At 53.5% G+C, this 20,873-nt stretch carries 21 protein-coding genes, 1 rRNA gene and 1 riboswitch; of the genes, 21 read left to right on the forward strand and 1 reads right to left on the reverse strand.

Annotated features, from left to right (window positions below; genetic code table 11):
- Positions 1-22: 22 nt before the first annotated feature.
- The 18 genes from rrf (at position 23) to CCE92_RS01445 (ending at position 16,197) form a co-directional block, all read left to right on the forward strand.
- Positions 23-137: ribosomal RNA gene (gene rrf / locus CCE92_RS01360) — 5S ribosomal RNA — on the forward strand.
- Positions 138-278: 141 nt separating this feature from the next.
- Entirely contained in the window at positions 279-821 is a 543-nt protein-coding gene (locus CCE92_RS01365) for a DUF2179 domain-containing protein (RefSeq protein WP_088005729.1), read from the forward strand.
- 154 nt (positions 822-975) lie between these two features.
- Positions 976-1,527, forward strand: coding sequence for a DUF2179 domain-containing protein (locus CCE92_RS01370; protein ID WP_088005730.1), 552 nt, complete (start codon positions 976-978; stop codon positions 1,525-1,527).
- A 193-nt stretch (positions 1,528-1,720) separates the two neighbouring features.
- Complete coding sequence (locus CCE92_RS01375) at positions 1,721-2,242, forward strand: DUF2179 domain-containing protein (RefSeq protein ID WP_088005762.1); 522 nt, start codon at positions 1,721-1,723, stop codon at positions 2,240-2,242.
- Positions 2,239-2,424 (forward strand): NETI motif-containing protein, encoded by a 186-nt coding sequence (locus CCE92_RS01380; RefSeq protein ID WP_088005731.1) that lies wholly within the window; start codon positions 2,239-2,241, stop codon positions 2,422-2,424. The genes CCE92_RS01375 and CCE92_RS01380 overlap by 4 nt, the downstream gene beginning before the upstream one ends.
- Positions 2,425-2,510: 86 nt before the next feature.
- A riboswitch (purine riboswitch) is annotated at positions 2,511-2,610 on the forward strand.
- 141 nt (positions 2,611-2,751) lie between these two features.
- Positions 2,752-3,240 (forward strand): 5-(carboxyamino)imidazole ribonucleotide mutase, encoded by a 489-nt coding sequence (gene purE, locus CCE92_RS01385; RefSeq protein WP_088005732.1) that lies wholly within the window; start codon positions 2,752-2,754, stop codon positions 3,238-3,240.
- Positions 3,237-4,361, forward strand: coding sequence for a 5-(carboxyamino)imidazole ribonucleotide synthase (purK, locus tag CCE92_RS01390; RefSeq protein WP_088005733.1), 1,125 nt, complete (start codon positions 3,237-3,239; stop codon positions 4,359-4,361). The genes purE and purK overlap by 4 nt, the downstream gene beginning before the upstream one ends.
- A gap of 18 nt (positions 4,362-4,379) precedes the next feature.
- Positions 4,380-5,687: an adenylosuccinate lyase gene (purB, locus tag CCE92_RS01395; protein WP_088005734.1), complete on the forward strand. Its 1,308-nt coding sequence runs from the start codon at positions 4,380-4,382 to the stop codon at positions 5,685-5,687.
- A gap of 3 nt (positions 5,688-5,690) precedes the next feature.
- Positions 5,691-6,407: a phosphoribosylaminoimidazolesuccinocarboxamide synthase gene (purC, locus tag CCE92_RS01400; protein WP_088005735.1), complete on the forward strand. Its 717-nt coding sequence runs from the start codon at positions 5,691-5,693 to the stop codon at positions 6,405-6,407.
- A complete protein-coding gene (purS, locus tag CCE92_RS01405; RefSeq protein ID WP_088005736.1) occupies positions 6,404-6,658 on the forward strand; it encodes a phosphoribosylformylglycinamidine synthase subunit PurS in 255 nt (84 codons plus the stop codon). The genes purC and purS overlap by 4 nt, the downstream gene beginning before the upstream one ends.
- Entirely contained in the window at positions 6,655-7,338 is a 684-nt protein-coding gene (gene purQ / locus CCE92_RS01410) for a phosphoribosylformylglycinamidine synthase subunit PurQ (protein WP_088005737.1), read from the forward strand. Before purS ends, purQ begins: the two co-directional genes overlap by 4 nt.
- Positions 7,322-9,547: a phosphoribosylformylglycinamidine synthase subunit PurL gene (gene purL / locus CCE92_RS01415; protein ID WP_088005738.1), complete on the forward strand. Its 2,226-nt coding sequence runs from the start codon at positions 7,322-7,324 to the stop codon at positions 9,545-9,547. The genes purQ and purL overlap by 17 nt, the downstream gene beginning before the upstream one ends.
- On the forward strand, positions 9,523-10,974 hold the full coding sequence (purF, locus tag CCE92_RS01420; RefSeq protein ID WP_088005739.1) for an amidophosphoribosyltransferase: 1,452 nt from the start codon (positions 9,523-9,525) through the stop codon (positions 10,972-10,974). The genes purL and purF overlap by 25 nt, the downstream gene beginning before the upstream one ends.
- Positions 10,958-12,022, forward strand: coding sequence for a phosphoribosylformylglycinamidine cyclo-ligase (gene purM / locus CCE92_RS01425; protein ID WP_088005740.1), 1,065 nt, complete (start codon positions 10,958-10,960; stop codon positions 12,020-12,022). The genes purF and purM overlap by 17 nt, the downstream gene beginning before the upstream one ends.
- On the forward strand, positions 12,012-12,584 hold the full coding sequence (gene purN / locus CCE92_RS01430) for a phosphoribosylglycinamide formyltransferase (protein ID WP_088005741.1): 573 nt from the start codon (positions 12,012-12,014) through the stop codon (positions 12,582-12,584). Before purM ends, purN begins: the two co-directional genes overlap by 11 nt.
- Positions 12,585-12,608: 24 nt before the next feature.
- Positions 12,609-14,147, forward strand: a complete 1,539-nt coding sequence (gene purH, locus CCE92_RS01435) for a bifunctional phosphoribosylaminoimidazolecarboxamide formyltransferase/IMP cyclohydrolase (RefSeq protein WP_088005742.1) — start codon at positions 12,609-12,611, stop codon at positions 14,145-14,147.
- Positions 14,148-14,164: 17 nt separating this feature from the next.
- Entirely contained in the window at positions 14,165-15,424 is a 1,260-nt protein-coding gene (purD, locus tag CCE92_RS01440) for a phosphoribosylamine--glycine ligase (RefSeq protein ID WP_088005743.1), read from the forward strand.
- A gap of 188 nt (positions 15,425-15,612) precedes the next feature.
- On the forward strand, positions 15,613-16,197 hold the full coding sequence (locus CCE92_RS01445) for a GNAT family N-acetyltransferase (protein WP_088005744.1): 585 nt from the start codon (positions 15,613-15,615) through the stop codon (positions 16,195-16,197).
- Between the two features lie 573 nt (positions 16,198-16,770).
- Here CCE92_RS01445 and CCE92_RS01450 read toward each other — a convergent pair.
- Complete coding sequence (locus tag CCE92_RS01450; RefSeq protein ID WP_162287790.1) at positions 16,771-17,775, reverse strand: glycosyltransferase family 2 protein; 1,005 nt, start codon at positions 17,773-17,775, stop codon at positions 16,771-16,773.
- 142 nt (positions 17,776-17,917) lie between these two features.
- Between CCE92_RS01450 and CCE92_RS01455 the strand changes: the two genes are divergently transcribed.
- From CCE92_RS01455 to pcrB, 3 genes are all read left to right on the forward strand, one after another.
- Positions 17,918-19,648, forward strand: coding sequence for an adenine deaminase C-terminal domain-containing protein (locus CCE92_RS01455; RefSeq protein ID WP_088005746.1), 1,731 nt, complete (start codon positions 17,918-17,920; stop codon positions 19,646-19,648).
- A 32-nt stretch (positions 19,649-19,680) separates the two neighbouring features.
- Positions 19,681-20,001 (forward strand): YerC/YecD family TrpR-related protein, encoded by a 321-nt coding sequence (locus tag CCE92_RS01460; RefSeq protein ID WP_088005747.1) that lies wholly within the window; start codon positions 19,681-19,683, stop codon positions 19,999-20,001.
- Between the two features lie 144 nt (positions 20,002-20,145).
- Entirely contained in the window at positions 20,146-20,847 is a 702-nt protein-coding gene (gene pcrB, locus CCE92_RS01465; protein WP_088005748.1) for a heptaprenylglyceryl phosphate synthase, read from the forward strand.
- The last annotated feature ends 26 nt before the right edge of the window (positions 20,848-20,873 follow it).

Genomic DNA, 20,873 nt, shown 5'->3' on the forward strand with positions numbered 1-20,873 from the left:
ATCTTGTCTTTCAAAACACAGGTCCAGTGATGATGGCAGAGAGGCCACACCCGTTCCCATCCCGAACACGGAAGTTAAGCTCTCTAGCGCCGATGGTAGTTGGGGCTTCCCCCTGCGAGAGTAGGACGTCGCTGGGCACACCAGGCAGCCGCCGAAGCAATTTTGCTTCGGCGGCTGCTTTTTTGCAGGATGGCTTCTTCATATCAGTCCGGCTTGAATTTTATAAATATCTCCCCTACGATAAAAATGATAGGCGGTGTCGAGGAAGGAGTGGCGGAATGACGTGGGATAGCGTTGCTATGGTTCTGATCATTTTTGTTATTAATATCGTTTATGTAACATTTCTCACGATGAGAACCATTTTGACCCTGAAGGGTTATCGTTACATCGCTGCAGTTGTCAGCGTGGCGGAAGTGCTCATTTACATTATCGGTCTTGGTCTTGTTCTTGATAACTTGAATGAAATCCAGAACCTCATTGCTTATGCACTCGGTTTTGGTTCAGGTGTGATCATCGGCATGAAAATCGAGGAAAAACTTGCATTAGGCTATATTATGGTCAGCGTCATTGCGCTTGAGGAATCCGAACTTACTCCAGAAAGACTCCGGGATAGCGGGTATGGAGTGACTGATTGGACGGCGAATGGCCGCAATGGCGGACGGCAGGCCATGCAGATTCTGACGCCGCGGAAGTATGAACTGAGGCTTTACAAATTGATTAAAGAACTTGATCCGAAAGCTTTCATCATTTCCTATGAACCGAAAACGATCCATGGCGGATTTTGGGTGAAAGCGATACGGAAAAACAAACTTGCCCCATGACCAGCATCCGGAGACCTTGTCTTCCGGATGTTTTTTGCTGATTTGGGACTTTCTTCAGGAAATTTCACGACATGGTCGGGAATAAGGGAATTTTTGACCTTGCTTTATGTCTCCGGGTCCACTAACATAAATTCTATTGCAGTGAATAGAAAGGATGTACACAGTGGATTTTCATCCAGTAGTCATGGTGCTTGTCATCTTCAGTATAAATATAGTAGTGATTACGTTATTTACGATGCGAATGATCCTTACAATGAAGGCATACCGGTATTCAGCAGCCGCTGTAAGTATCGTGGAAGTCATTATCTACGTAATCGGCCTCGGCCTAGTGCTCAATAATATTGGTGAAATCCAGAATTTGATCGCTTATGCTCTTGGCCAAGGGGCGGGGATCATCGTGGGAATGAAAGTGGAAGAAAAAGTGGCTCTTGGCTACACGATGGTGAATGTCATCACGGCAGACGATTCGGATTATTTGCCGAAGCAGCTGCGGGAGCGGGGATATGGTGTCACCGATTGGGATGCAAATGGCCTGAACGGAGAACGTCAGGCGATGCAGATCTTGACGCCGCGAAAGTACGAGTTGAAGCTTTATGAGGTGATTAAAGAGCTGGACCCTAAAGCTTTCATCATTTCGTACGAGCCCAAAATGATTCATGGCGGATTTTGGGTGAAGGCAATCCGGAAAAATCGGATTGCCTCTTAAAAAGAGAACTTATTCCCTGACTCCATTCTGTGCTGTCAAAAGGCAGACCGGCTTGCTAATGGATGGGACGACCGATCATGAATAATTATCGGTGCTTGCACTTCTTGCATTTCATCAGAAGTTTGACTAAGATAAGTTCTATTGTGGTTTAGAGAAAGTGAGGATATTTACATTGAATTTTGATCCCATTATGATGGTGCTGATCATTTTTACAATCAATATAGTGTATGTAACAATCGCAACCATCCGGATGATTCTTACGCTAAAAGGCTACCGCTATATTGCGGCGGCCGTCAGCATGGTGGAGACGACGATAAATGTCATAGCGCTCGGATTGGTTCTTGAGAATCTCAATGAAATCCAGAATCTGATCGCTTATGCTGTCGGTTTCGGGTCCGGTGTGGTCGTCGGTTCGAAAATCGAGGAAAAACTGGCGCTCGGCTACAGCATGGTGAATGTCATTACGGTCGATGAATCTGCTGCGCTTCCGGGAAAACTGCGTGATAAGGGCTATGGCGTGACCGATTGGCAGGCGAGCGGCCTGGACGGCAGCCGGAAAGCGATGCAGATTTTGACTCCAAGGAAGTACGAATTAAAGCTGTATCAGACGATCAAAGAACTGGATCCGAAAGCGTTCATTTTCGCTTCCGAACCGAAAACGATCCATGGCGGTTTCTGGACAAAATCGATCCGGAAAGGGCCGCTGGCTAAGTGATGAAAAAAACAGTGTGGTTCGAAGTCGGTGAAAATGAAACGGTGGAAAAGTGTCTAGAGCGGATGGACAAGGCGGGGTATATGCCGGCGGGGCGCAAAGAGGAGCCCATTTTCGAAGAGCGGGATGGACAGCCGGTACCAGTCCGCCAGCTAATAAAATTCAAAGGGATTCGAAAGGAATAAACGTAAATTCTTGCCAAAAAACGAACAATAAAACACCAGATCTATTAATCATTCGGTTTTTGTTGACGAAGCTAAGCCGAATTGATATGCTTATAAAGGAAACCCGACATATATGCAAGGGGATTGGCCTTTGCGTTTCTACCCGGACACCGTAATGACCGGACTATGCGGGAAAGCAACTTTTGGATCTGGAATGGAAGAGGCGAAAATGTGATGAATAAACGCACAGACCGCTTCTTGTCTTCCCATGTCCTCGAGTAAACTGCTTTTCACGCGGAGTGAGCAGTTTAGTTGAGGGCATTTTTTATTTTGAAAGGAGAAGTGGCAATGGAACCGAGGATCGGTGTGATCATGGGGAGCACAAGCGACTGGGAAACGATGAAGCATACATGTACAGTGCTCGATGAATTGGGGATTCCGTACGAAAAACAAGTGGTGTCCGCTCATCGGACGCCGGATCTGATGTTTTCTTATGCCGAGGACGCTATGAAGCGGGGCATCGCTGTGATTATTGCCGGGGCTGGGGGAGCGGCGCATTTGCCGGGCATGGTAGCTGCGAAAACGACGCTGCCGGTCATCGGCGTACCGGTCCAGTCAAAAGCTCTGAATGGGCTGGATTCACTCCTTTCCATCGTCCAGATGCCCGGCGGCGTACCGGTGGCGACCGTTGCAATCGGAAGAGCAGGCGCAGTCAACGCCGGCTTGCTCGCAGCCCGGATATTGTCGGTATCGGACAGCCGGATCGCTGAATCACTTGAAAAAAGGCATGAAAAGATAAGCGCGGAAGTGCGAGAAAGTTCAGGTGATCTTTTATGACGAAAATCGTTCTGCCTGGCCAGACGATCGGCATTATCGGCGGCGGCCAGCTCGGCCGCATGATGGCGCTGGCCGCCAGGGAATCCGGATTCCGGATTGCTGTCCTGGACCCGAACCCGGCATCGCCGGCAGGACAGGTCGCAGATATCCGGATTGCCGCTCCTTATGGCGACAAAAAAGCGCTCAGTGAACTGGCTGAGGTAAGTGACGTCATTACGTATGAATTTGAAAACATTGATGCGGACGGCTTGGAAACCGTATGCAGGAACGCATATGTTCCACAAGGAGCAGATTTGATCCGTGTCACGCAAAATCGGATCCTTGAAAAACAGCGAATTCAGGCAGCAGGGGTGTCTGTGGCGGATTACGTCACTGCGGACTCTTTCGGAGAATTCCTAGAGAAAGCGGAGCATCTCGGATTCCCATTCATCATCAAGACAGCGACTGGCGGATATGACGGAAAAGGCCAGCAGCTGATCGCTTCCCGCGAGGACTTTGAATCGGCGAAGCCGCTGTTTGAGCATGGCCCTTGTGTGGCGGAAACTTTCGTTCCGTTCACAAAAGAAATTTCAGTGATCATTCAGCGGAGCACGGTGGGCGAAACGGCACTCCTGCCCGTTGCAGAAAACGTGCATAAAGATCACATTCTCCACGAAACCATTGTGCCGGCCCGTATTTCTGCCGAAACGGCAGCTAAAGCGAGGGAAGCAGCGATCAAAATCGCTGATCACTTGAATCTCGCCGGGACGCTCGCTGTCGAGATGTTCGTATTGGACAACGGGGAGATCCTGGTGAATGAACTGGCGCCGCGTCCCCATAATTCCGGTCACTTTTCAATTGAAGCATGCAGTTCTTCACAATTTCATCAGCATATCCGGGCCATCTGCGGCTGGCAGCTGAAGACGCCCGCCCTGCTGTCGCCGGCAGTCATGGTGAACGTGTTAGGTGAACAGGCGGCATTGATTGCGGAAAAGGGGCCGCGGATTCCGGGCTGGTCGATCCATTTATACGGTAAAGGAGAAGCCAAACCGAAGCGCAAAATGGGTCATGTCACGATTTTAACGGAACACCTTGAGACCGCATTGGACGAAATACAGCAGTCCGGCATCTGGCCGGAATAATTGGAGGCTTTCTGACTGATGATTGAACGATATACACGCCCGGAGATGGGAGCGGTCTGGACAGACGAAAACCGCTATAATGCTTGGCTGGAAGTGGAAATTCTTGCATGTGAAGCTTGGGCGGAACTCGGTGACATTCCGATGGAGGATGTCAAGAAAATACGGGCGAATGCGTCATTTTCGATTCCGCGCATTCTGGAAATCGAAGAACAGACACGCCACGATGTCGTGGCTTTTACAAGGGCTGTATCGGAGACGCTGGGCGAAGAACGGAAGTGGGTCCATTACGGTCTTACCTCGACTGACGTTGTGGATACCGCATTATCTTATCTGATTAAGCAGGCAAACGGAATATTGCGCAATGGCCTCGTCCGCTTCGTCGGCACCCTGGCGGACAAAGCGAGGGAGCATCAGTATACAGTCATGATGGGACGGACGCATGGTGTCCATGCGGAACCGACGACATTCGGTCTTAAACTGGCCCTCTGGCATGAGGAGATGAAGCGGAACCTGGAACGGTTCGATGCGGCTGCAGCTGTGATCGAAACCGGGAAAATGTCCGGTGCTGTCGGCACATACGCCAACATCGATCCCTTTATCGAACAATATGTCTGTGAACGGCTCGGGCTGGCCGCATCGCCGATTTCGACCCAGACATTGCAGCGTGACCGCCATGCCCAATATATGAGCACATTGGCGCTAATTGCGACATCGATCGAGAAATTCGCCACAGAGATCCGGGGCCTTCAAAAATCGGAAACACGCGAAGTGGAAGAGTTTTTTGCAAAGGGTCAGAAGGGCTCTTCTGCTATGCCGCATAAACGGAACCCGATCGGTTCTGAGAACATGACGGGAATGGCCCGCCTGATCCGCGGTTATATGATGACGGCATATGAAAATGTTTCACTTTGGCATGAGCGTGATATTTCGCATTCATCGGCGGAGCGTGTCATTCTGCCGGATGCCACCATTGCACTGGATTACATGCTGAATCGTTTTGGCGGCATTATCGAAAAACTGACAGTGTTCCCTGAGAACATGAAGCGCAACATGGATTCGACGCTCGGCCTCATTTATTCGCAGCGGGTGCTGCTGGCGCTTGTCGATAAGGGGCTGGCACGGGAGGAAGCGTATGATGCTGTCCAGCCATGTGCGATGGAAGCGTGGGAACGGCAAGTGCCGTTCCGTGAAGTCATTGAATCGAATGAGGTCATCACTTCCCGGCTGACACCGGCGGAACTCGATGACTGCTTCGACTATAATTATCATCTTCAGCACGTGGATATGATTTTTAAACGGCTTGGATTAACCGGATCGGAGGAATAATCAATGAGCGAAGGGCAGCTGCTGTACGAAGGAAAAGCGAAACGGCTGTACACTACGGATAAGCCAGGGGAGCTGCGGGTCGAGTACAAAGACTCGGCAACCGCCTTCAATGGGGAAAAGAAAGCGGAAATCGCGGGGAAAGGGATTCTGAATAACCGGATCACCTCACTCTTATTCACGAAACTGTCAGGAGCAGGCGTCCCGTCCCATTTCATCCGCCAGCTGTCCGACCGGGAACAGCTCGTGAGGCAGGTGGCGATCATCCCGATTGAAGTCATCGTGCGCAACCGGGCAGCCGGCAGTCTCGCCAGGCGCCTCGGCATGGAAGAAGGGACGGTGTTCGATGGGCCGGTCGTGGAGTTCTGCCTGAAAGACGATGCGCTTGGCGATCCCCTGATCACAGAAGACCATGTACGGGTGCTTAAGCTCGCCTCTGAAAAGGAAGTGGCAGTCCTCCGGCAACGAGCGCTTGCCATTAATGAGGTGCTGACCGGATTCTTCCGTGAGATCGGTGTGGCGCTGGTCGACTTTAAAGTGGAGTTCGGGCGCGATGAAGCAGGCGGCGTGCTGCTCGCTGATGAAATTTCACCGGATACGTGCCGACTCTGGGATATGGAAACGGACGCAAAGCTCGATAAGGATGTTTTCCGCCGGGATCTCGGAGATCTGACGGCTGTATATGAGGAAATTCTGACTCGTCTGGGAGGGCAACCGACATGAAAAAAGTGAAAATTTACGTAACACTCCGGGAAAGCGTACTGGATCCACAGGGAGCGGCAGTCCAGGGATCTCTCCATAAACTCGGTTACAGCGAAGTGGCGGATGTGCGGATCGGAAAATACATGGAACTGCTGATTGATCCCGATGGGCGCGATCCGGAAACCGCAGTGAAGGAAATGTGCGAGAAACTCCTGACGAATACAGTCATTGAAGATTACCGCTTTGAGGTGGAGGAGGCCGTTGCACAATGAAATTTGCAGTCATCGTGTTTCCGGGATCGAATTGCGATTTGGATCTGTATCACGCAGTGAAAGACGAGCTGGGTGAAGAGGCCGAGTATGTTCGGCATGATTCCGGCGACCTCTCGTCTTTTGACGGCATCCTGCTTCCAGGCGGTTTCTCGTATGGCGATTATCTCCGGTGCGGAGCCATCTCCCGGTTTTCTGCGGTGATGGGAGAGATCAGGAAAGCGGCCGATGCCGGAAAGCCGGTCTTAGGGATCTGCAACGGATTTCAGATCCTTACAGAAGCGGGTCTGCTGCCCGGTGCCCTGCTGCGCAATAAGGAATTGAAATTCATTTGCCGGACGGCAGGGCTTACAGTGACGAATGCGGACACCATGTTTACTTCGGAATACACAGAAGGCGAAACCATCCGGATTCCTGTGGCCCACGGTGAAGGCAACTATTACTGTGACGACCAGACGCTTGAACGGCTGAAATTGAACAGGCAAATCGTATTTACGTACAGCGAAGATTTCAACGGCAGCCGGGAAGGGATCGCCGGTATCGTGAATGAGCGCGGGAACGTCCTTGGGATGATGCCGCATCCGGAGCGTGCCGTCCACGAGCTGATCGGCGGGACGGACGGACTCCGGTTATTCAGATCAATCGTCAAACAGTGGAGGGAAGCACATGTCGCTCATGCTTGAACCGAATCCGGCTCAAATCAAAGAAGAGAAGCTTTATCGGCAGATGGGATTGACGGACGAGGAATACGCGCAAGTGGAACGGATTATTGGCAGGATGCCGAACTACACGGAAACAGGACTGTTTTCCGTAATGTGGTCCGAGCACTGCTCCTACAAGAACTCGAAACCGGTCTTGTCGAAGTTTCCGACAAAGGGTGAACGGGTCCTGCAGGGGCCGGGCGAAGGCGCCGGCATCGTCGATATCGGCGACGGGCAGGCGGTGGTCTTCAAAATGGAATCCCACAATCATCCATCCGCAATTGAGCCGTACCAGGGAGCGGCGACCGGTGTCGGCGGTATTATCCGGGATGTCTTTTCAATGGGGGCCCGCCCGGTTGCGCTGCTTAATTCCTTGCGGTTCGGAGAATTAGAGACGCCGCGGGTCCGTCATTTATTCGAAGAAGTGGTGGCGGGCATCGCCGGATACGGAAACTGCATCGGTATCCCGACTGTCGGCGGAGAAGTCCAATTCGATGCTTCCTACGATGGCAACCCGCTCGTCAATGCGATGTGCGTCGGTCTGATCGATCACCGGGATATCCAGAAAGGTGTGGCGAAAGGGACCGGAAATCCGGTTATGTATGTCGGTGCCAAAACCGGACGTGACGGGATCCATGGTGCGACGTTCGCGTCGGAAGAACTGACGGAAGCTTCTGACGAAAAACGGCCGGCTGTGCAGGTAGGCGATCCATTCATGGAAAAACTGCTCATGGAAGCGTGCCTTGAACTGGTGAAATCGGATGCGCTGATCGGCATCCAGGATATGGGGGCTGCGGGACTCACTTCATCCAGTGCGGAGATGGCGTCGAAAGCCGGTTCGGGTATCGAGATGGATCTTGATCTTATTCCGCAGCGTGAACGCGGGATGACCGCCTACGAGATGATGCTGTCGGAATCGCAGGAACGGATGCTTGTGGTGGTAAAGCAGGGACGGGAACAGGAAGTTACGGACCTCTTCGGCCAATATGGACTCGATGCTGTGACAGTTGGACGGGTCACCGATGACCGCATGCTCCGTCTCCTCCATAAGGGGGAAACAGCAGCGGAAGTGCCGGTCGATGCGCTTGCGGAAGATGCGCCGGTTTATCATAAACCCTCCGCTGTCCCGGCGTACTTTAAAGAGTTCCAGGCAATGGAATGCCCGGAACCGGAAGTGGCGGATTATGAAGAAACGCTTCTGTCGCTGCTGGCGCAGCCGACCATCGCGTCAAAGGAATGGGTATACAATCAGTACGACTATCAGGTGCGCACAAGTACCGTCGTCGCACCGGGATCCGATTCGGCGGTCATCCGCGTGCGCGGAACGAACAAAGGACTGGCCATGACGACGGATTGCAACTCCCGTTATATTTACCTCGACCCGGAGACGGGCGGCAAGATCGCCGTGGCGGAAGCGGCGCGCAACATCGTCTGCTCCGGAGCGGAGCCGCTGGCCATTACGGACTGTCTCAATTTCGGCAATCCGGAAAAGCCGGAAATTTTCTGGCAGCTTGAAAAAGCGGCTGACGGCATGTCGGAAGCATGCAGCCTGCTGAATGCGCCGGTCATCGGCGGCAATGTCTCCCTTTACAACGAGACGAACGGGACAGCTGTCTACCCGACGCCGACAATCGGTATGGTCGGTCTTGTCGAAGATTTATCCCATGTGACGACGCAGTATGCGAAACAAGCAGGCGATGCCGTTTATCTGATCGGTGACACTGCGGCTGAATTCGGCGGCAGCGAACTGCAGAAGCTGACGGCCGGCCGGATCTTCGGCAAAGCGCCTTCCATTGATCTTCAGGTGGAAGCGCGGCGTCAGCAGGAACTTCTCACGGCCATACGCGGCGGTCATGTCGCTTCCGCTCATGATGTAGCGGAAGGCGGCGCGGCTGTCGCCCTTGCCGAAATCACTTTCGGGAATGGACTGGGTCTCGATGTGGCACTTGAAGGATCGCCGGTCTCAGCCCTTTTCAGCGAATCACAATCCCGTTTCATTATCACAGTGGCACAGGAACATACGGCAGCGTTTGAGCAGATGGTGACCGACGCCAGACGAATCGGAACGGTAACGGACGGCAATGTTGTAATCAGAAGCGGAGACGGATCGATCATGATCGACCGTCCTTCTGCTGAACTTCGTTCTGTCTGGAAAGGAGCTATTCCATGCTTGCTGAAATCAGAAGCTTAAATGAAGAGTGCGGCGTATTCGGGGTTTGGGGGCATGAACAGGCATCGCAGATCGCTTACTACGGCCTCCATGCCCTCCAGCACCGGGGGCAGGAAGGCGCCGGGATAGTCGGCACAGACGGGGAAGTACTGAAGGCGCAGAAAGGGGAAGGGCTGGTCAACGAAGTATTCACGCTCGAGAAACTCGCCGCGATGAAAGGAAAGGCCGCCATCGGACATGTCCGATATGCGACAGCGGGCGGAGGCGGACTGGAAAATGTCCAGCCGCTTCTGTTCAATTCGACGAGCGGCAGTCTGGCTGTCGCGCATAACGGCAACCTCGTGAATGCGAACCAGCTGCGCGTCCACTTGGAGAAGCAGGGAAGCATTTTCCAGACAACTTCCGATACGGAAGTGCTTGCCCATCTGATCAAGCGCAGCGGGTACGATGATGTCGAAGAATCCGTCAAAAGCGCGCTGACGCTGCTGAAAGGCGCATATGCGTTCGTGCTGCTGACAGAAGATAAAATGATGGTGGCACTCGACCCGAATGGACTCCGGCCGCTTTCGATCGGTCGGCTCGGAGACGCCTGGGTTGTCGCTTCGGAGACGTGCGCGTTCGACATCATCGGTGCCGAACTCGTCCGGTCTGTGGAACCCGGGGAATTTTTGACGATTTCCGATGAAGGGCTGCAGCTCGACAAGTTTTCTTATGCGGGAAAGCGATCGATCTGCACAATGGAATACGTTTATTTTTCCCGGCCGGATTCCGAGATCGACGGCATCAACATCCACACCGCGCGTAAACGGCTCGGCAAGCAGCTCGCCCGGGAAGTGATGATCGAAGCGGATGTCGTAACCGGCGTGCCGGATTCGAGTATTTCCGCGGCCATCGGCTTCAGCGAAGAAAGCGGCATCCCCTATGAACTGGGTCTGATCAAAAACCGCTATGTCGGAAGGACTTTCATCCAGCCCTCCCAGGATTTGCGGGAACAGGGCGTGAAAATGAAACTTTCCCCTGTCCGGAAAGTGGTGGAAGGCAAACGGGTCGTCATGGTCGATGATTCGATCGTGCGCGGCACGACCTCGAGGCGGATCGTGAAGATGCTGAAAGAAGCGGGCGCAGCGGAAGTCCATGTCGTCATTTCGTCGCCTCCGATCAAAAATCCGTGCTTTTACGGTATCGATACTTCCACATCGGGGGAATTGATTGCGGCAAACCATTCCGCGGAAGAAATGCGGGAACTGATCGGTGCTGATTCATTGACATTCCTTTCGGTCCAAGGGATGGTGGAAAGTATCGGACGCCGTGAAGAAGGGCCGGATTGCGGTCACTGCCTGGCTTGTTTTACGGGCAATTATCCGACAGACATCTACCCCGATACGAAACTGCCGCATGAAAAAGAGTTCGTACAGACAGGAGGTTCCCTCATTGGCAAAGGCGTATGAGCAATCGGGTGTAAACATCGAGGCGGGGTATGAAGCGGTCAGCCGCATGGAAGCGCACGTGGAGCGCACGAAGCGGCTCGGTGTTATGGGGGCATTCGGCGGTTTCGGCGGGATGTTCGACCTGTCGCAGCTGCAGCTGAAAGAGCCTGTCCTTGTGTCAGGAACGGACGGAGTCGGAACGAAACTGAAGCTTGCATTTCTCGCTGATAAACATGACACGATCGGGATCGATTGTGTGGCGATGTGTGTGAATGATATCGCGGCGCAGGGTGCCGAACCGCTTTTCTTCCTGGATTATATTGCGGCAGGCAAGACAATTCCCGAAAAAATCGAGTCGATTGTCAAAGGCGTGACGGACGGCTGCCAGGCAGCCGGTGCTGCGCTCATCGGCGGAGAAACTGCTGAGATGCCGGGCCTTTATGAAGCGGATGAATATGATATTGCCGGGTTCGCAGTCGGTGCGGCCGAAAAATCCGCTATTGTGACAGGCGAAGCGATTGAACCGGGCGATGTGCTCATCGGACTCGCTTCGAGCGGATTCCACTCGAATGGTTACTCGCTTATCCGACGGATCCTGTTCAGTCAGCACGACTATAAGCTGGACGAAACTGTGCCGGGCTATGAAACGATCGGCACGCTCGGCGATGCGCTCCTGAAACCGACGAAAATCTACGCCAAAGCGGTGCGTGCAGCGCTGGAAACCGGCGGTATTCACGGGATGGCCCATGTCACCGGCGGAGGGTTCTTTGAGAACCTCCCCCGGATGATGCCGGAAGGGCTTGGCGCGGATATCGGGCTCGGCAGCTGGCCGGTGCCGGACGAATTCAGGCTGATCCAGGATAAAGGGGCGCTCACGGACCGGGACTGTTACTCGGTTTTCAATATGGGGATCGGCTTTGTAATGGCTGTCCGCGCGGAACAGACTGAAGCGGTGATCCGCGCGCTGGAAGAAGCGGGAGAAACCGCTTATACAATCGGAAAAGTGACCGGTAAAGAAGGTATCACTTTCACGGGGGTCCATGACGGGAGCCTTCCGGATGGCGAATAAAAAAATCGCAATTTTTGCATCCGGGAATGGTTCCAATTTCCAGGCGATTGCGGAAGCGGCGGCGGCCGGCCGCCTGAACGCAGAAGTGGTGCTCGCCGTGACAGATAACCCGGATGCGCACGTTCTGGAACGTGCGGCTTCCATGGGTGTGGACACGCTTGCCCTCCGTCCGAAAGCGTTTAAATCGAAGGCGCTGTACGAAGAAGCGATAATGGAGCAGCTTCAGAGAAGAGAGGTCCAGTGGCTCGTGCTGGCCGGTTATATGCGGCTGGTCGGACCGGTGCTTCTCGATGCGTATCCCGGCCGGATCGTCAATATCCACCCTTCGCTACTGCCTGCATTCCCGGGGAAGGATGCCATCGGTCAGACACTCGCTTCTGGCCGCCGGGAAGCAGGTGTAACGGTGCATACCGTTGATGCCGGCATGGATACAGGGCCAATCATCGCACAGCGGTCGTTCCTCATCGGATCGCGGAATCGTTCGGAAGTGGAAGAGGAGATTCACCGGATCGAGCACGAAATGTATCCGTCGGTCTTACAGAAATTATTCAGCCGGGCCTGAGCCGGCTTTTTTATAGGAGGATCTATGCAGAAAAAACGGGCGCTTCTGAGCGTATCAGATAAGACAGGTATATTTGAATTTGCCAGAGAGTTGGAGAAGCTCGGTTATGAATTGCTGTCGACAGGCGGCACGAAACAGCATTTGGAGGATAATGGGGTGACCGTCACTGCAGTAGGGGACGTGACCGGTTTTCCTGAAATATTGGAGGGGCGCGTGAAAACCCTGCATCCGACGATCCACGGCGGACTGCTTGGGAGACCGGCGGACGCGTCCCACCGGAAGCAGATGGAACAACACGGCATCCGGGCGATCGATATAGTCTGCGTGAATCTGTACCCATTCCGGGAAACAGTCTCAAAAGCGGGTGCCACATACGAAGAAGCTGTCGAAAACATTGATATCGGCGGGCCGGCGATGCTCCGCGCTTCAGCCAAAAACCACGAGTCGGTGACAGTCGTCACGGATGCCGCGGATTACGGAACAGTCCTCGGTGAATTGCAATCGAACGGGGAAACGGCGTTCACCACGAGGAAACGGCTCGCCGCGAAAGCCTTCCGCCACACAGCTGCATATGATGCGCTCATCGCTTCTTATTTGACGGAGCAGTCCGGGGAAGAATTTCCGGAACAGCTGACGATGACCTATGAATTGCAGCAGCCGCTCCGCTATGGAGAAAACCCGCACCAGAAAGCGGCATTCTACGGCAAGCCCCTCGGCTCCGGCTTTTCCCTGGCGCATGCCCGGCAGCTCCACGGGAAAGAACTCTCTTATAACAACATCCAGGATGCCAACGCGGCGCTTCAGATCATCCGGGAATTCGAAGAAGCCGCAGCAGTCGCCGTCAAACATATGAACCCTTGCGGAATCGGTGTCGGAAAGGATGCAGGAGATGCATTCAGCAAAGCCCATGCCGCAGATCCGATGTCGATTTTCGGCGGAATTGTCGCGCTCAACCGGCCGGTCGACCGGCAGACGGCTGAAGCCCTATCAGACATTTTCCTCGAAATCGTCATCGCTCCTTCATTTGAAGAAGAAGCTCTTCGTTTATTGGCCCGGAAGAAAAACATCCGGCTGCTGACCATTCCGTTTGAACAGCAGCGGAAAGACCGCTGGAACACGGTATCTGTCGAAGGGGGGCTCCTCGTCCAAGAGCCGGACGCGCTCGGCTTCCGTGATGCGGAACTCCAGACAGTGACAGATCGCCGGCCGACTGCCGATGAGATCGAGGCGCTGAAGCTGGGCTGGGCTGCAGTCAAGCATGTGAAATCGAATGCGATTGTCGTCGCTTCGAAAGACGCGACGCTCGGAGTCGGAGCGGGGCAGATGAACCGGGTGGGAGCTGCAAAGATCGCCTTAGAACAGGCAGGGGAAAACGCGCGGGGCGCTGTCCTCGCATCGGATGCATTCTTTCCGATGGACGATACGGTCCGGCTTGCCGCTGAATATGGCATTACAGCCATCATTCAGCCGGGCGGTTCCAAGAAAGACCAGGACTCCGTCGATATGGCGAATAAACACGGAATCGCCATGGTATTCACAGGAATCCGACATTTCAAGCATTAAGAAACGGAGGCGGAACCATGAAAGTGCTCGTAATCGGCCGCGGCGGCCGTGAACATGCCATCGTCCGGCAGTTCGCTTCATCCCCTTCAGTCGGGACGGTCTATGCGGCTCCCGGCAGCGATGGAATGACGGAAGCTGAATGCATCGGAATCGGCGAAATGGAATTCGATCGGATTGCGGAATTCTCGAAAGAAAATGGAGTGGATTTCGTTTTTGTCGGGCCGGAACAGCCGCTGAGTGAAGGGCTTTCCGATTATCTTGAAGAAGCGGGCATCCGTGTGTTCGGACCGTCGAAAGCTGCAGCGCGCATCGAAAGCAGCAAGACGTTCGCGAAAGAATTCATGATGCGCCATGGCATTCCGACCGCCAAGTACGCAAGCTTCACCGATGCCGGCGAGGCGGCCGCGTACATCCGGTCACAGGGTGCGCCGATTGTAGTGAAAGCGGACGGTCTCGCGGCGGGAAAAGGCGTGGTCGTCGCGGAAACGGAGGCGGAAGCGATCCAAGCGGCCGAAGACATGCTGAAAGGACAGAAATTCGGGGAGTCCGGTTCGTCGGTCGTCATTGAAGAGTACCTGGAAGGCGAAGAATTCTCTTTCATGTCCTTCGTCCATGGCTCCTGCATTTTTCCGATGCCGCTGTCCCAGGACCATAAGCGCGCTTATGACGGGGACAAAGGGCCGAACACAGGCGGGATGGGCGCCTATTCCCCGGTTCCCTTCATCACCAGTCGTCAAAAGCAGGAAGCTTTCCTGAATGTGGTGAAACCTGCAGCGGACGCTCTGGAAGCGGAAGGGTATCCGTTTACCGGTGTGCTGTACGCCGGGCTGATCCAGACCCGGGAAGGGGCGAAGGTGATCGAATTCAATGCGCGCTTCGGAGATCCGGAGACGCAAGTCGTGCTCCCCCTTCTGGACTCGGATTTCGGAGAGTTCATCGACCGGCTGCTGGCCGGCGAACCGTTCCAACCGGAATGGAAAGAAGAGGCCGTTCTCGGTGTGGTTCTGGCAGCGGAAGGGTATCCGGCTGTGCCGGAAAAGGGGATTCCTCTTCCGCGGATAACCGAAACCGGGCACTTCTCCGTCTATCATTCGGGAACAAAAAAGCAGGCGGATGGTTTCGTTTCGAATGGCGGAAGGGTGCTGATGATTACAGCTTCGCGCGAGACGCTCGAGGAAGCGGCTGATGCCGTTTACCGGGTAATCGGCCGCCATGCCTGGCCTGGCCTCTTCTGGCGTCATGATATTGGATGGCGTGCAAAAAAAAGAACTATATGATATAATGAAAACAGCGTGATTTCAAGGGAAACATGCTGTTTTTATTTGTCTGATCCCCACAAACAGACAAATAGCGGACACATCAGCACCAAGAGGTTACAAAATGCCCACGTTCACCTCAAGTTTTCACCTCATACGACCTCTGTTACAAAATGCCGGGCACCTAAAAAACGGAAGGAGCACGATGCATGAATTGGTATGAAAAATTAAACCAGTATTTTCCTGTAGAAGAAATGAAATCCAAAGAACACATGGAGACACTGCTGAAAGAACGCAGCGACGTCTACTATAAAGACGAAGGGCCGTATCACGTCCTCATGTTTGCGGAATTCCAGGACTTTTCATTCGTGGATTACCTTTTTGTGTCGGCTGAGTCCCGCGGCATGGGAATCGGCAAAAAAGCGCTGCAGATGCTGAAAGATAAGAACAAACCGATCATTTTGGAAGTGGAGCCTGTCGATTACGAGGATTCCGATTCCGAGAAACGGCTCCGTTTCTACGCGCGCGAAGGGTTCAAACATGCGAATTCAATCGGCTATTGCCGCCGCTCGCTGGCTACAGGCGAAGATAACGAGATGGAAATCCTCTATTGGGCGCCGAACGGCGAAAGCGAGGAAGAGATATTCCAGGCAATGCAGCAGATGTATGAAAACATCCATACGTATAAAGATGAACAGTTTTACGGCGAGTCGTACGAGCCGGCCAGCGACGTGCTGACATTCGAAGTAAAAGATAAAGAAGATATATTGGAAGCGGTCGCGAAACCGGTCTGACTGCTGGAACCCCCTCTGAGCTGCCTCAGAGGGGATTTTTAGACTATTGAAAAAGAGATTGAACGGCTCTGTTTCGCTCCGAACCTGCTCCTGCGCAAGCTCGTTGCAATAAAACCACTTGCTCGCTTGCTCCTGCGTAGCTGCGCTGCTCGCAGGCGTCTCACAAGATTCATCCCTCCACATCGGCCGGTGATTTTGCGGCGATTTGGCCTGTGCAGCGGCGCAGGCCCGGCTGTCGCACGGAAGCTGTCTCGGTCTAACGCCGGCTTCTGCTCTGTTCAGCGGCTTCCGGCAAGCATGGAAAAGGAGATGCCACCAGTAATTGCTCGTTCTCTTCAGGAAAAGGCGACGGAAAGAAAAGGGAAGGAATCCCGGCCACTCCTGCAGAATAACGGATGGAAGAGACCCCGGAACGCACGCAGCGCGTGAGGAGGCTCGGCCGTCCGTCTGCGGAAAGGGCCGGGTCCTCACTTTTCTGAATTGGCAGATTTTCTTGAAAATAGGGAAGAAATGAGGATGAAAACCGATTATTACTTCTTTCTCGACAATTTGGGAACCCCCCTCTGAGCTGCCTCAGAGGGGGTTTTTCGGTGAATGGACTGGAGGAGAGAGGCCGGGACGGAGCGGTTCCGAGAGTTTTTTCTCCCTTGCCAGTTCGATGAACCGCCGCATATCCGGAGGAAGGCCGTCTAATACCCGGCTGTCCGCCCATTGGGATGTAAATTGGCTGAAAACGGTATGCCAGCGGTCCTGTTCGTCCGGTTGCCGGCTGCCATCTTCCAGTTGAAGGCTGCGGCCGGTCGTCAATTCCTTTTTTAAATAATTGGCGATGATCCGGGCCTGCTGACCGGGATCTTCCACATGCCGGATGATCATCTTCAGCGATTTTTCAAGCATTCCATAATATTGTTCGGGTTCCACCGGCTGGACAGACGCGTGTTCTTTCCCGGGCCGGTTCACAACATAGTAACAAGGCACATCCGCAACGACTGAAACGGTTTTGGCCAAAAGATATGCCCGGACCATGAACGGCTGATCCTCCGCAGTTCCGACGCCCTCCGGGAAGCGGATACGGTGGTCGAGCAGGAATTGGCGGCGGAACATTTTCGTAGGGCCGATGGCTTCGAACAGGTTTGATTGAAATATATCCGTTTTCGGCCGGTTCTGCCTGAACAGTGAAGTGGCGACTGTCCGTCCGTTCACGCCGACGAATTTACCGATCACGATATCCGCCCCGTTTGCAGCGCCCATTTCAGTCATACGTTCGAGTGCCCGCGGACCGAGGTAGTCATCCGCATCGAGGAAAAAGATGAAATCCCCGCGGGCTTCATCGATGATCCGATTCCGGGGAGCGCCGGGTCCGCCGGTATTAGCCTGGTGGAACACCCGCATATTCGCATGTCTGTCTGCGTAACGGTCAAGAACGGCGGCACTGCCGTCGGTCGATCCGTCGTCGACGGCGATGATTTCGACAGAATCGCTTTGGATGGTCTGCTTCAGCACCGAATTTAACGCATCGCTCAAATAGTGGACGGAATTGAATACCGGGATGCCGATGGTTACGCTCGGATCGCACATTGGTCGTCCCTCCCATACCGTTTTAAAAAAGTTTAGCACAATTTGGACAATTCTATTCAGAATTTTTGTGCAGTATACTGTCTCTGGAGAGGTTGTTATGCTACGATAAGAAACAGAAAAGTACAGGCAAGGGGGCCGGCGCATGAATACACCGACTTGGAAAATCAAAGAATTGCGGGATCACTTGAAAGTCCTTTCAAATGAAGTGCCCCCGGATCTCGTCCTGAAAAATGTGACGTATTTACATAGTATTTTGAAGAAGTGGATACAGGGGAATATCTGGATCAAAGGAGACAGAATCATCTACACCGGTCAGGAACTGCCGGCTGGACATACGGATACCGAAGTGGTGGATCTGACCGGCAAGCGGGTTGTGCCGGGTTATATGGAACCGCATGTCCATCCATTCCAGCTGTACAATCCCCGCTCGTTCGCCGATTATGCTGCGCAATCCGGGACGACCGCATTCATTTCCGACAACATGCCTCTTTTTTTGGCAATGGAAAATGAGAAAGCGTTTTCAATTCTGGACGACCTGAAAGCGCTGCCTTTCTCGTTTTACTGGTGGAGCCGGTTTGATGCACAAACGGAGCTGGCAGAAGAGGACTGGCATTTCACGACAAAAAGTGTCGGCGAGTGGATTGCCAGGAATGACGTTTTGACAGGAGGGGAACTGACGGCATGGCCGCGGCTCCTGGCAGGGGATGACCAGATGCTTTACTGGGTGCAGATGGCGAAACAGCACGGCCAAAAGATTGAAGGTCATTTTCCGGGTGCATCGGAAAAAACGCTTGCCCGGATGAAATTGCTGGGGGCGGACGGAGATCATGAAGCGATGACCGCGGAAGAAGTGGAGCGGCGGCTGCTCCATGGCTATGCTGTAACGCTCAGACAGTCCTCGATCCGTCCGGATTTGCGGGAACTGCTGAAAGGGATACGCGAACGGGGAATCGATGCGTTCGATCATCTGATGATGACGACGGACGGTTCCACTCCAGGCTTCCATGAGGCCGGAGTTATGGATATGTGCATCCGGATCGCCATGGAGGAAGGGGTGCCGCCGATTGACGCTTATTTGATGGCGTCATATAATGTGGCAAGGCACTACGGACTGACAGAGCTGCATGGCATCATAGCGACAGGCCGCTTTGCGGACTTGAACATACTGGAAGATGAGGCGGATCCGGAACCGTCGGGGGTCCTGTCCAAAGGGACATGGCTTAAAAGGGGCGGCGAAAAAACGGCCGCGCTGCCGGAAATCGATTGGTCGCTCATGCCGGAATTCGGCGTCGGCTTCGAGCTCACGGATGAAGATTTCCAGTTTTCGATGCCGTTCGGGATGGAAATGGTCAACGATGTCATCATGAAGCCTTATTCGATCTCCCTTGATCCGCGCGGAGGCGAACTGTCGGATGCGCATGACGAATGCTACCTCGTCCTGATCGATAAAAAAGGGAAATGGCGCGTCAATACCCTGATCAAAGGCTTTGCGGACCGGGTTGAAGGGTTTGCCTCTTCCTATTCCAATACGGGCGATGTGATTCTGATCGGAAAAAGTATCAGCGAAATGCGGCGGGCATTCGAAGAAATGAAGCGGCTCGGAGGGGGTCTCGTCCTGTCGGAACAGGGAGAGACAGTAGCAGCGATTCCGCTCAGCATCGGCGGCGGCATTTCCTCGGAGCCGATGGAGACATTGATCAGTCAAGAGAAACGAATGAAAGAAGCGCTTGCTGACAGAGGATACCAATACGGAGATGCGGTATACACGCTTTTGTTCCTCCAATCCACACATTTGCCGTATGTACGGGTGACGCAAAAAGGGATTTACGATGTGATGAATAAACAGGTGCTGTTTCCGGCATTCATGAGATAACGGGACGGTCAGACAGGGAAGGGGGATGGCGTGTGCAGACAGATAAAATCCGGGGACCGCAGACGGATCAGCTGTTCCGGGCGGTCCTCGAACTGAAGGATATCGATGAGTGCTACCGGTTTTTCGATGATTTGTGCACGATTTCAGAAATCCAGGCAATGGCGCAGCGGCTGGAAGTCGCCCATATGCTGAGGATGAAAAAAACATACGAAGCCATCAAAGAACATACAGGGGCGAGCACGGCGACGATTTCACGCGTCCGCCGCTGCCTGAATTACGGCAATGATGCATACGATGAAATGCTCAGCCGGCTTTACGAGGACGAATCGGCATCGGTGAAGACAGAGGACTGAAAAGAGGGGATTCCTTCTTTTCGGTTTTTTTATGGCTTTCGGCAGGGAATGAACGGGAATCTCGGACAGCGGAGGGTGGGTTTCGGAACGGATTCAATGTATAATGAACTGATGAAAACTGATGGCAAAGACAGGTGAGCGGACATGGATTATCATTCATGGAATCATATTTTCAAGCTGGACCCGGCCAAGTCCATTTCGGACGAGCAGCTGGAACAGATATGTGAATCAGGGACGGATGCGGTGATGGTCGGCGGAACGGATAACGTGACACTGGACGGCGTATTGGATCTTCTGGCCCGAATCCGGCGGTATACGGTGCCGGCTGTACTGGAAGTGTCGACGATGGAAGCCGTGACACCGGGTTTTGATTACTACTTTATCCCGACGGTCCTGAACAGCGATGACCCGAAGTGGATCAAGGGGCTTCATCATGAAGCCATTAAAGAATACGGTGAACTGATGGACTGGAATGAAATTGTGCCGGAAGGCTATTGCGTCCTGAATCCGGACTGTAAAGCTGCCCGCGTTACAAGTGCGGATGCGGCTGTGTCGTCCGAGGATGTACTGGCTTATGCCCGGCTGGCGGATAAACTGTTCCGGCTGCCTGTTTTCTATATGGAATATAGCGGTACATATGGTGATGTTTCACTTGTCCGGCAAGTCGGCGGAATTCTGGAAAATGCCCGTCTGTTTTATGGCGGGGGGATCGATACGGCGGAAAAAGCGAAGGAAATGGCATCCGCAGCAGATGCGGTCATTGTCGGGAATGTCATTTATTCGGACTTGAAGGCGGCTCTCCGGACAGTAAAAGCGGTTGCCGAAGTGAAAGCGGAACAAGTATGATAATAGGAACGAATGTTCGAGGAGGA

This window comes from Indiicoccus explosivorum, assembly GCF_002167005.1.
Taxonomy (GTDB): Bacteria; Bacillota; Bacilli; order Bacillales_A; family Planococcaceae; genus Indiicoccus; species Indiicoccus explosivorum.

Excerpts from the sequence above, each read along its gene's own strand:
- CCE92_RS01365 (WP_088005729.1), top strand. The coding sequence starts at position 279 with ATGACGTGGGATAGCGTTGCTATGGTTCTGATCATTTTTGTTATTAAT.
- CCE92_RS01370 (WP_088005730.1), top strand. The coding sequence starts at position 976 with ATGTACACAGTGGATTTTCATCCAGTAGTCATGGTGCTTGTCATCTTC.
- CCE92_RS01375 (WP_088005762.1), top strand. The coding sequence starts at position 1,721 with ATGGTGCTGATCATTTTTACAATCAATATAGTGTATGTAACAATCGCA.
- purE (WP_088005732.1), top strand. The coding sequence starts at position 2,752 with ATGGAACCGAGGATCGGTGTGATCATGGGGAGCACAAGCGACTGGGAA.
- purK (WP_088005733.1), top strand. The coding sequence starts at position 3,237 with ATGACGAAAATCGTTCTGCCTGGCCAGACGATCGGCATTATCGGCGGC.
- purB (WP_088005734.1), top strand. The coding sequence starts at position 4,380 with ATGATTGAACGATATACACGCCCGGAGATGGGAGCGGTCTGGACAGAC.
- purC (WP_088005735.1), top strand. The coding sequence starts at position 5,691 with ATGAGCGAAGGGCAGCTGCTGTACGAAGGAAAAGCGAAACGGCTGTAC.
- purS (WP_088005736.1), top strand. The coding sequence starts at position 6,404 with ATGAAAAAAGTGAAAATTTACGTAACACTCCGGGAAAGCGTACTGGAT.
- purQ (WP_088005737.1), top strand. The coding sequence starts at position 6,655 with ATGAAATTTGCAGTCATCGTGTTTCCGGGATCGAATTGCGATTTGGAT.
- purL (WP_088005738.1), top strand. The coding sequence starts at position 7,322 with ATGTCGCTCATGCTTGAACCGAATCCGGCTCAAATCAAAGAAGAGAAG.
- purF (WP_088005739.1), top strand. The coding sequence starts at position 9,523 with ATGCTTGCTGAAATCAGAAGCTTAAATGAAGAGTGCGGCGTATTCGGG.
- purN (WP_088005741.1), top strand. The coding sequence starts at position 12,012 with ATGGCGAATAAAAAAATCGCAATTTTTGCATCCGGGAATGGTTCCAAT.
- purH (WP_088005742.1), top strand. The coding sequence starts at position 12,609 with ATGCAGAAAAAACGGGCGCTTCTGAGCGTATCAGATAAGACAGGTATA.
- purD (WP_088005743.1), top strand. The coding sequence starts at position 14,165 with ATGAAAGTGCTCGTAATCGGCCGCGGCGGCCGTGAACATGCCATCGTC.
- CCE92_RS01445 (WP_088005744.1), top strand. The coding sequence starts at position 15,613 with ATGAATTGGTATGAAAAATTAAACCAGTATTTTCCTGTAGAAGAAATG.
- CCE92_RS01450 (WP_162287790.1), bottom strand. The coding sequence starts at position 17,775 with ATGTGCGATCCGAGCGTAACCATCGGCATCCCGGTATTCAATTCCGTC.
- CCE92_RS01455 (WP_088005746.1), top strand. The coding sequence starts at position 17,918 with ATGAATACACCGACTTGGAAAATCAAAGAATTGCGGGATCACTTGAAA.
- pcrB (WP_088005748.1), top strand. The coding sequence starts at position 20,146 with ATGGATTATCATTCATGGAATCATATTTTCAAGCTGGACCCGGCCAAG.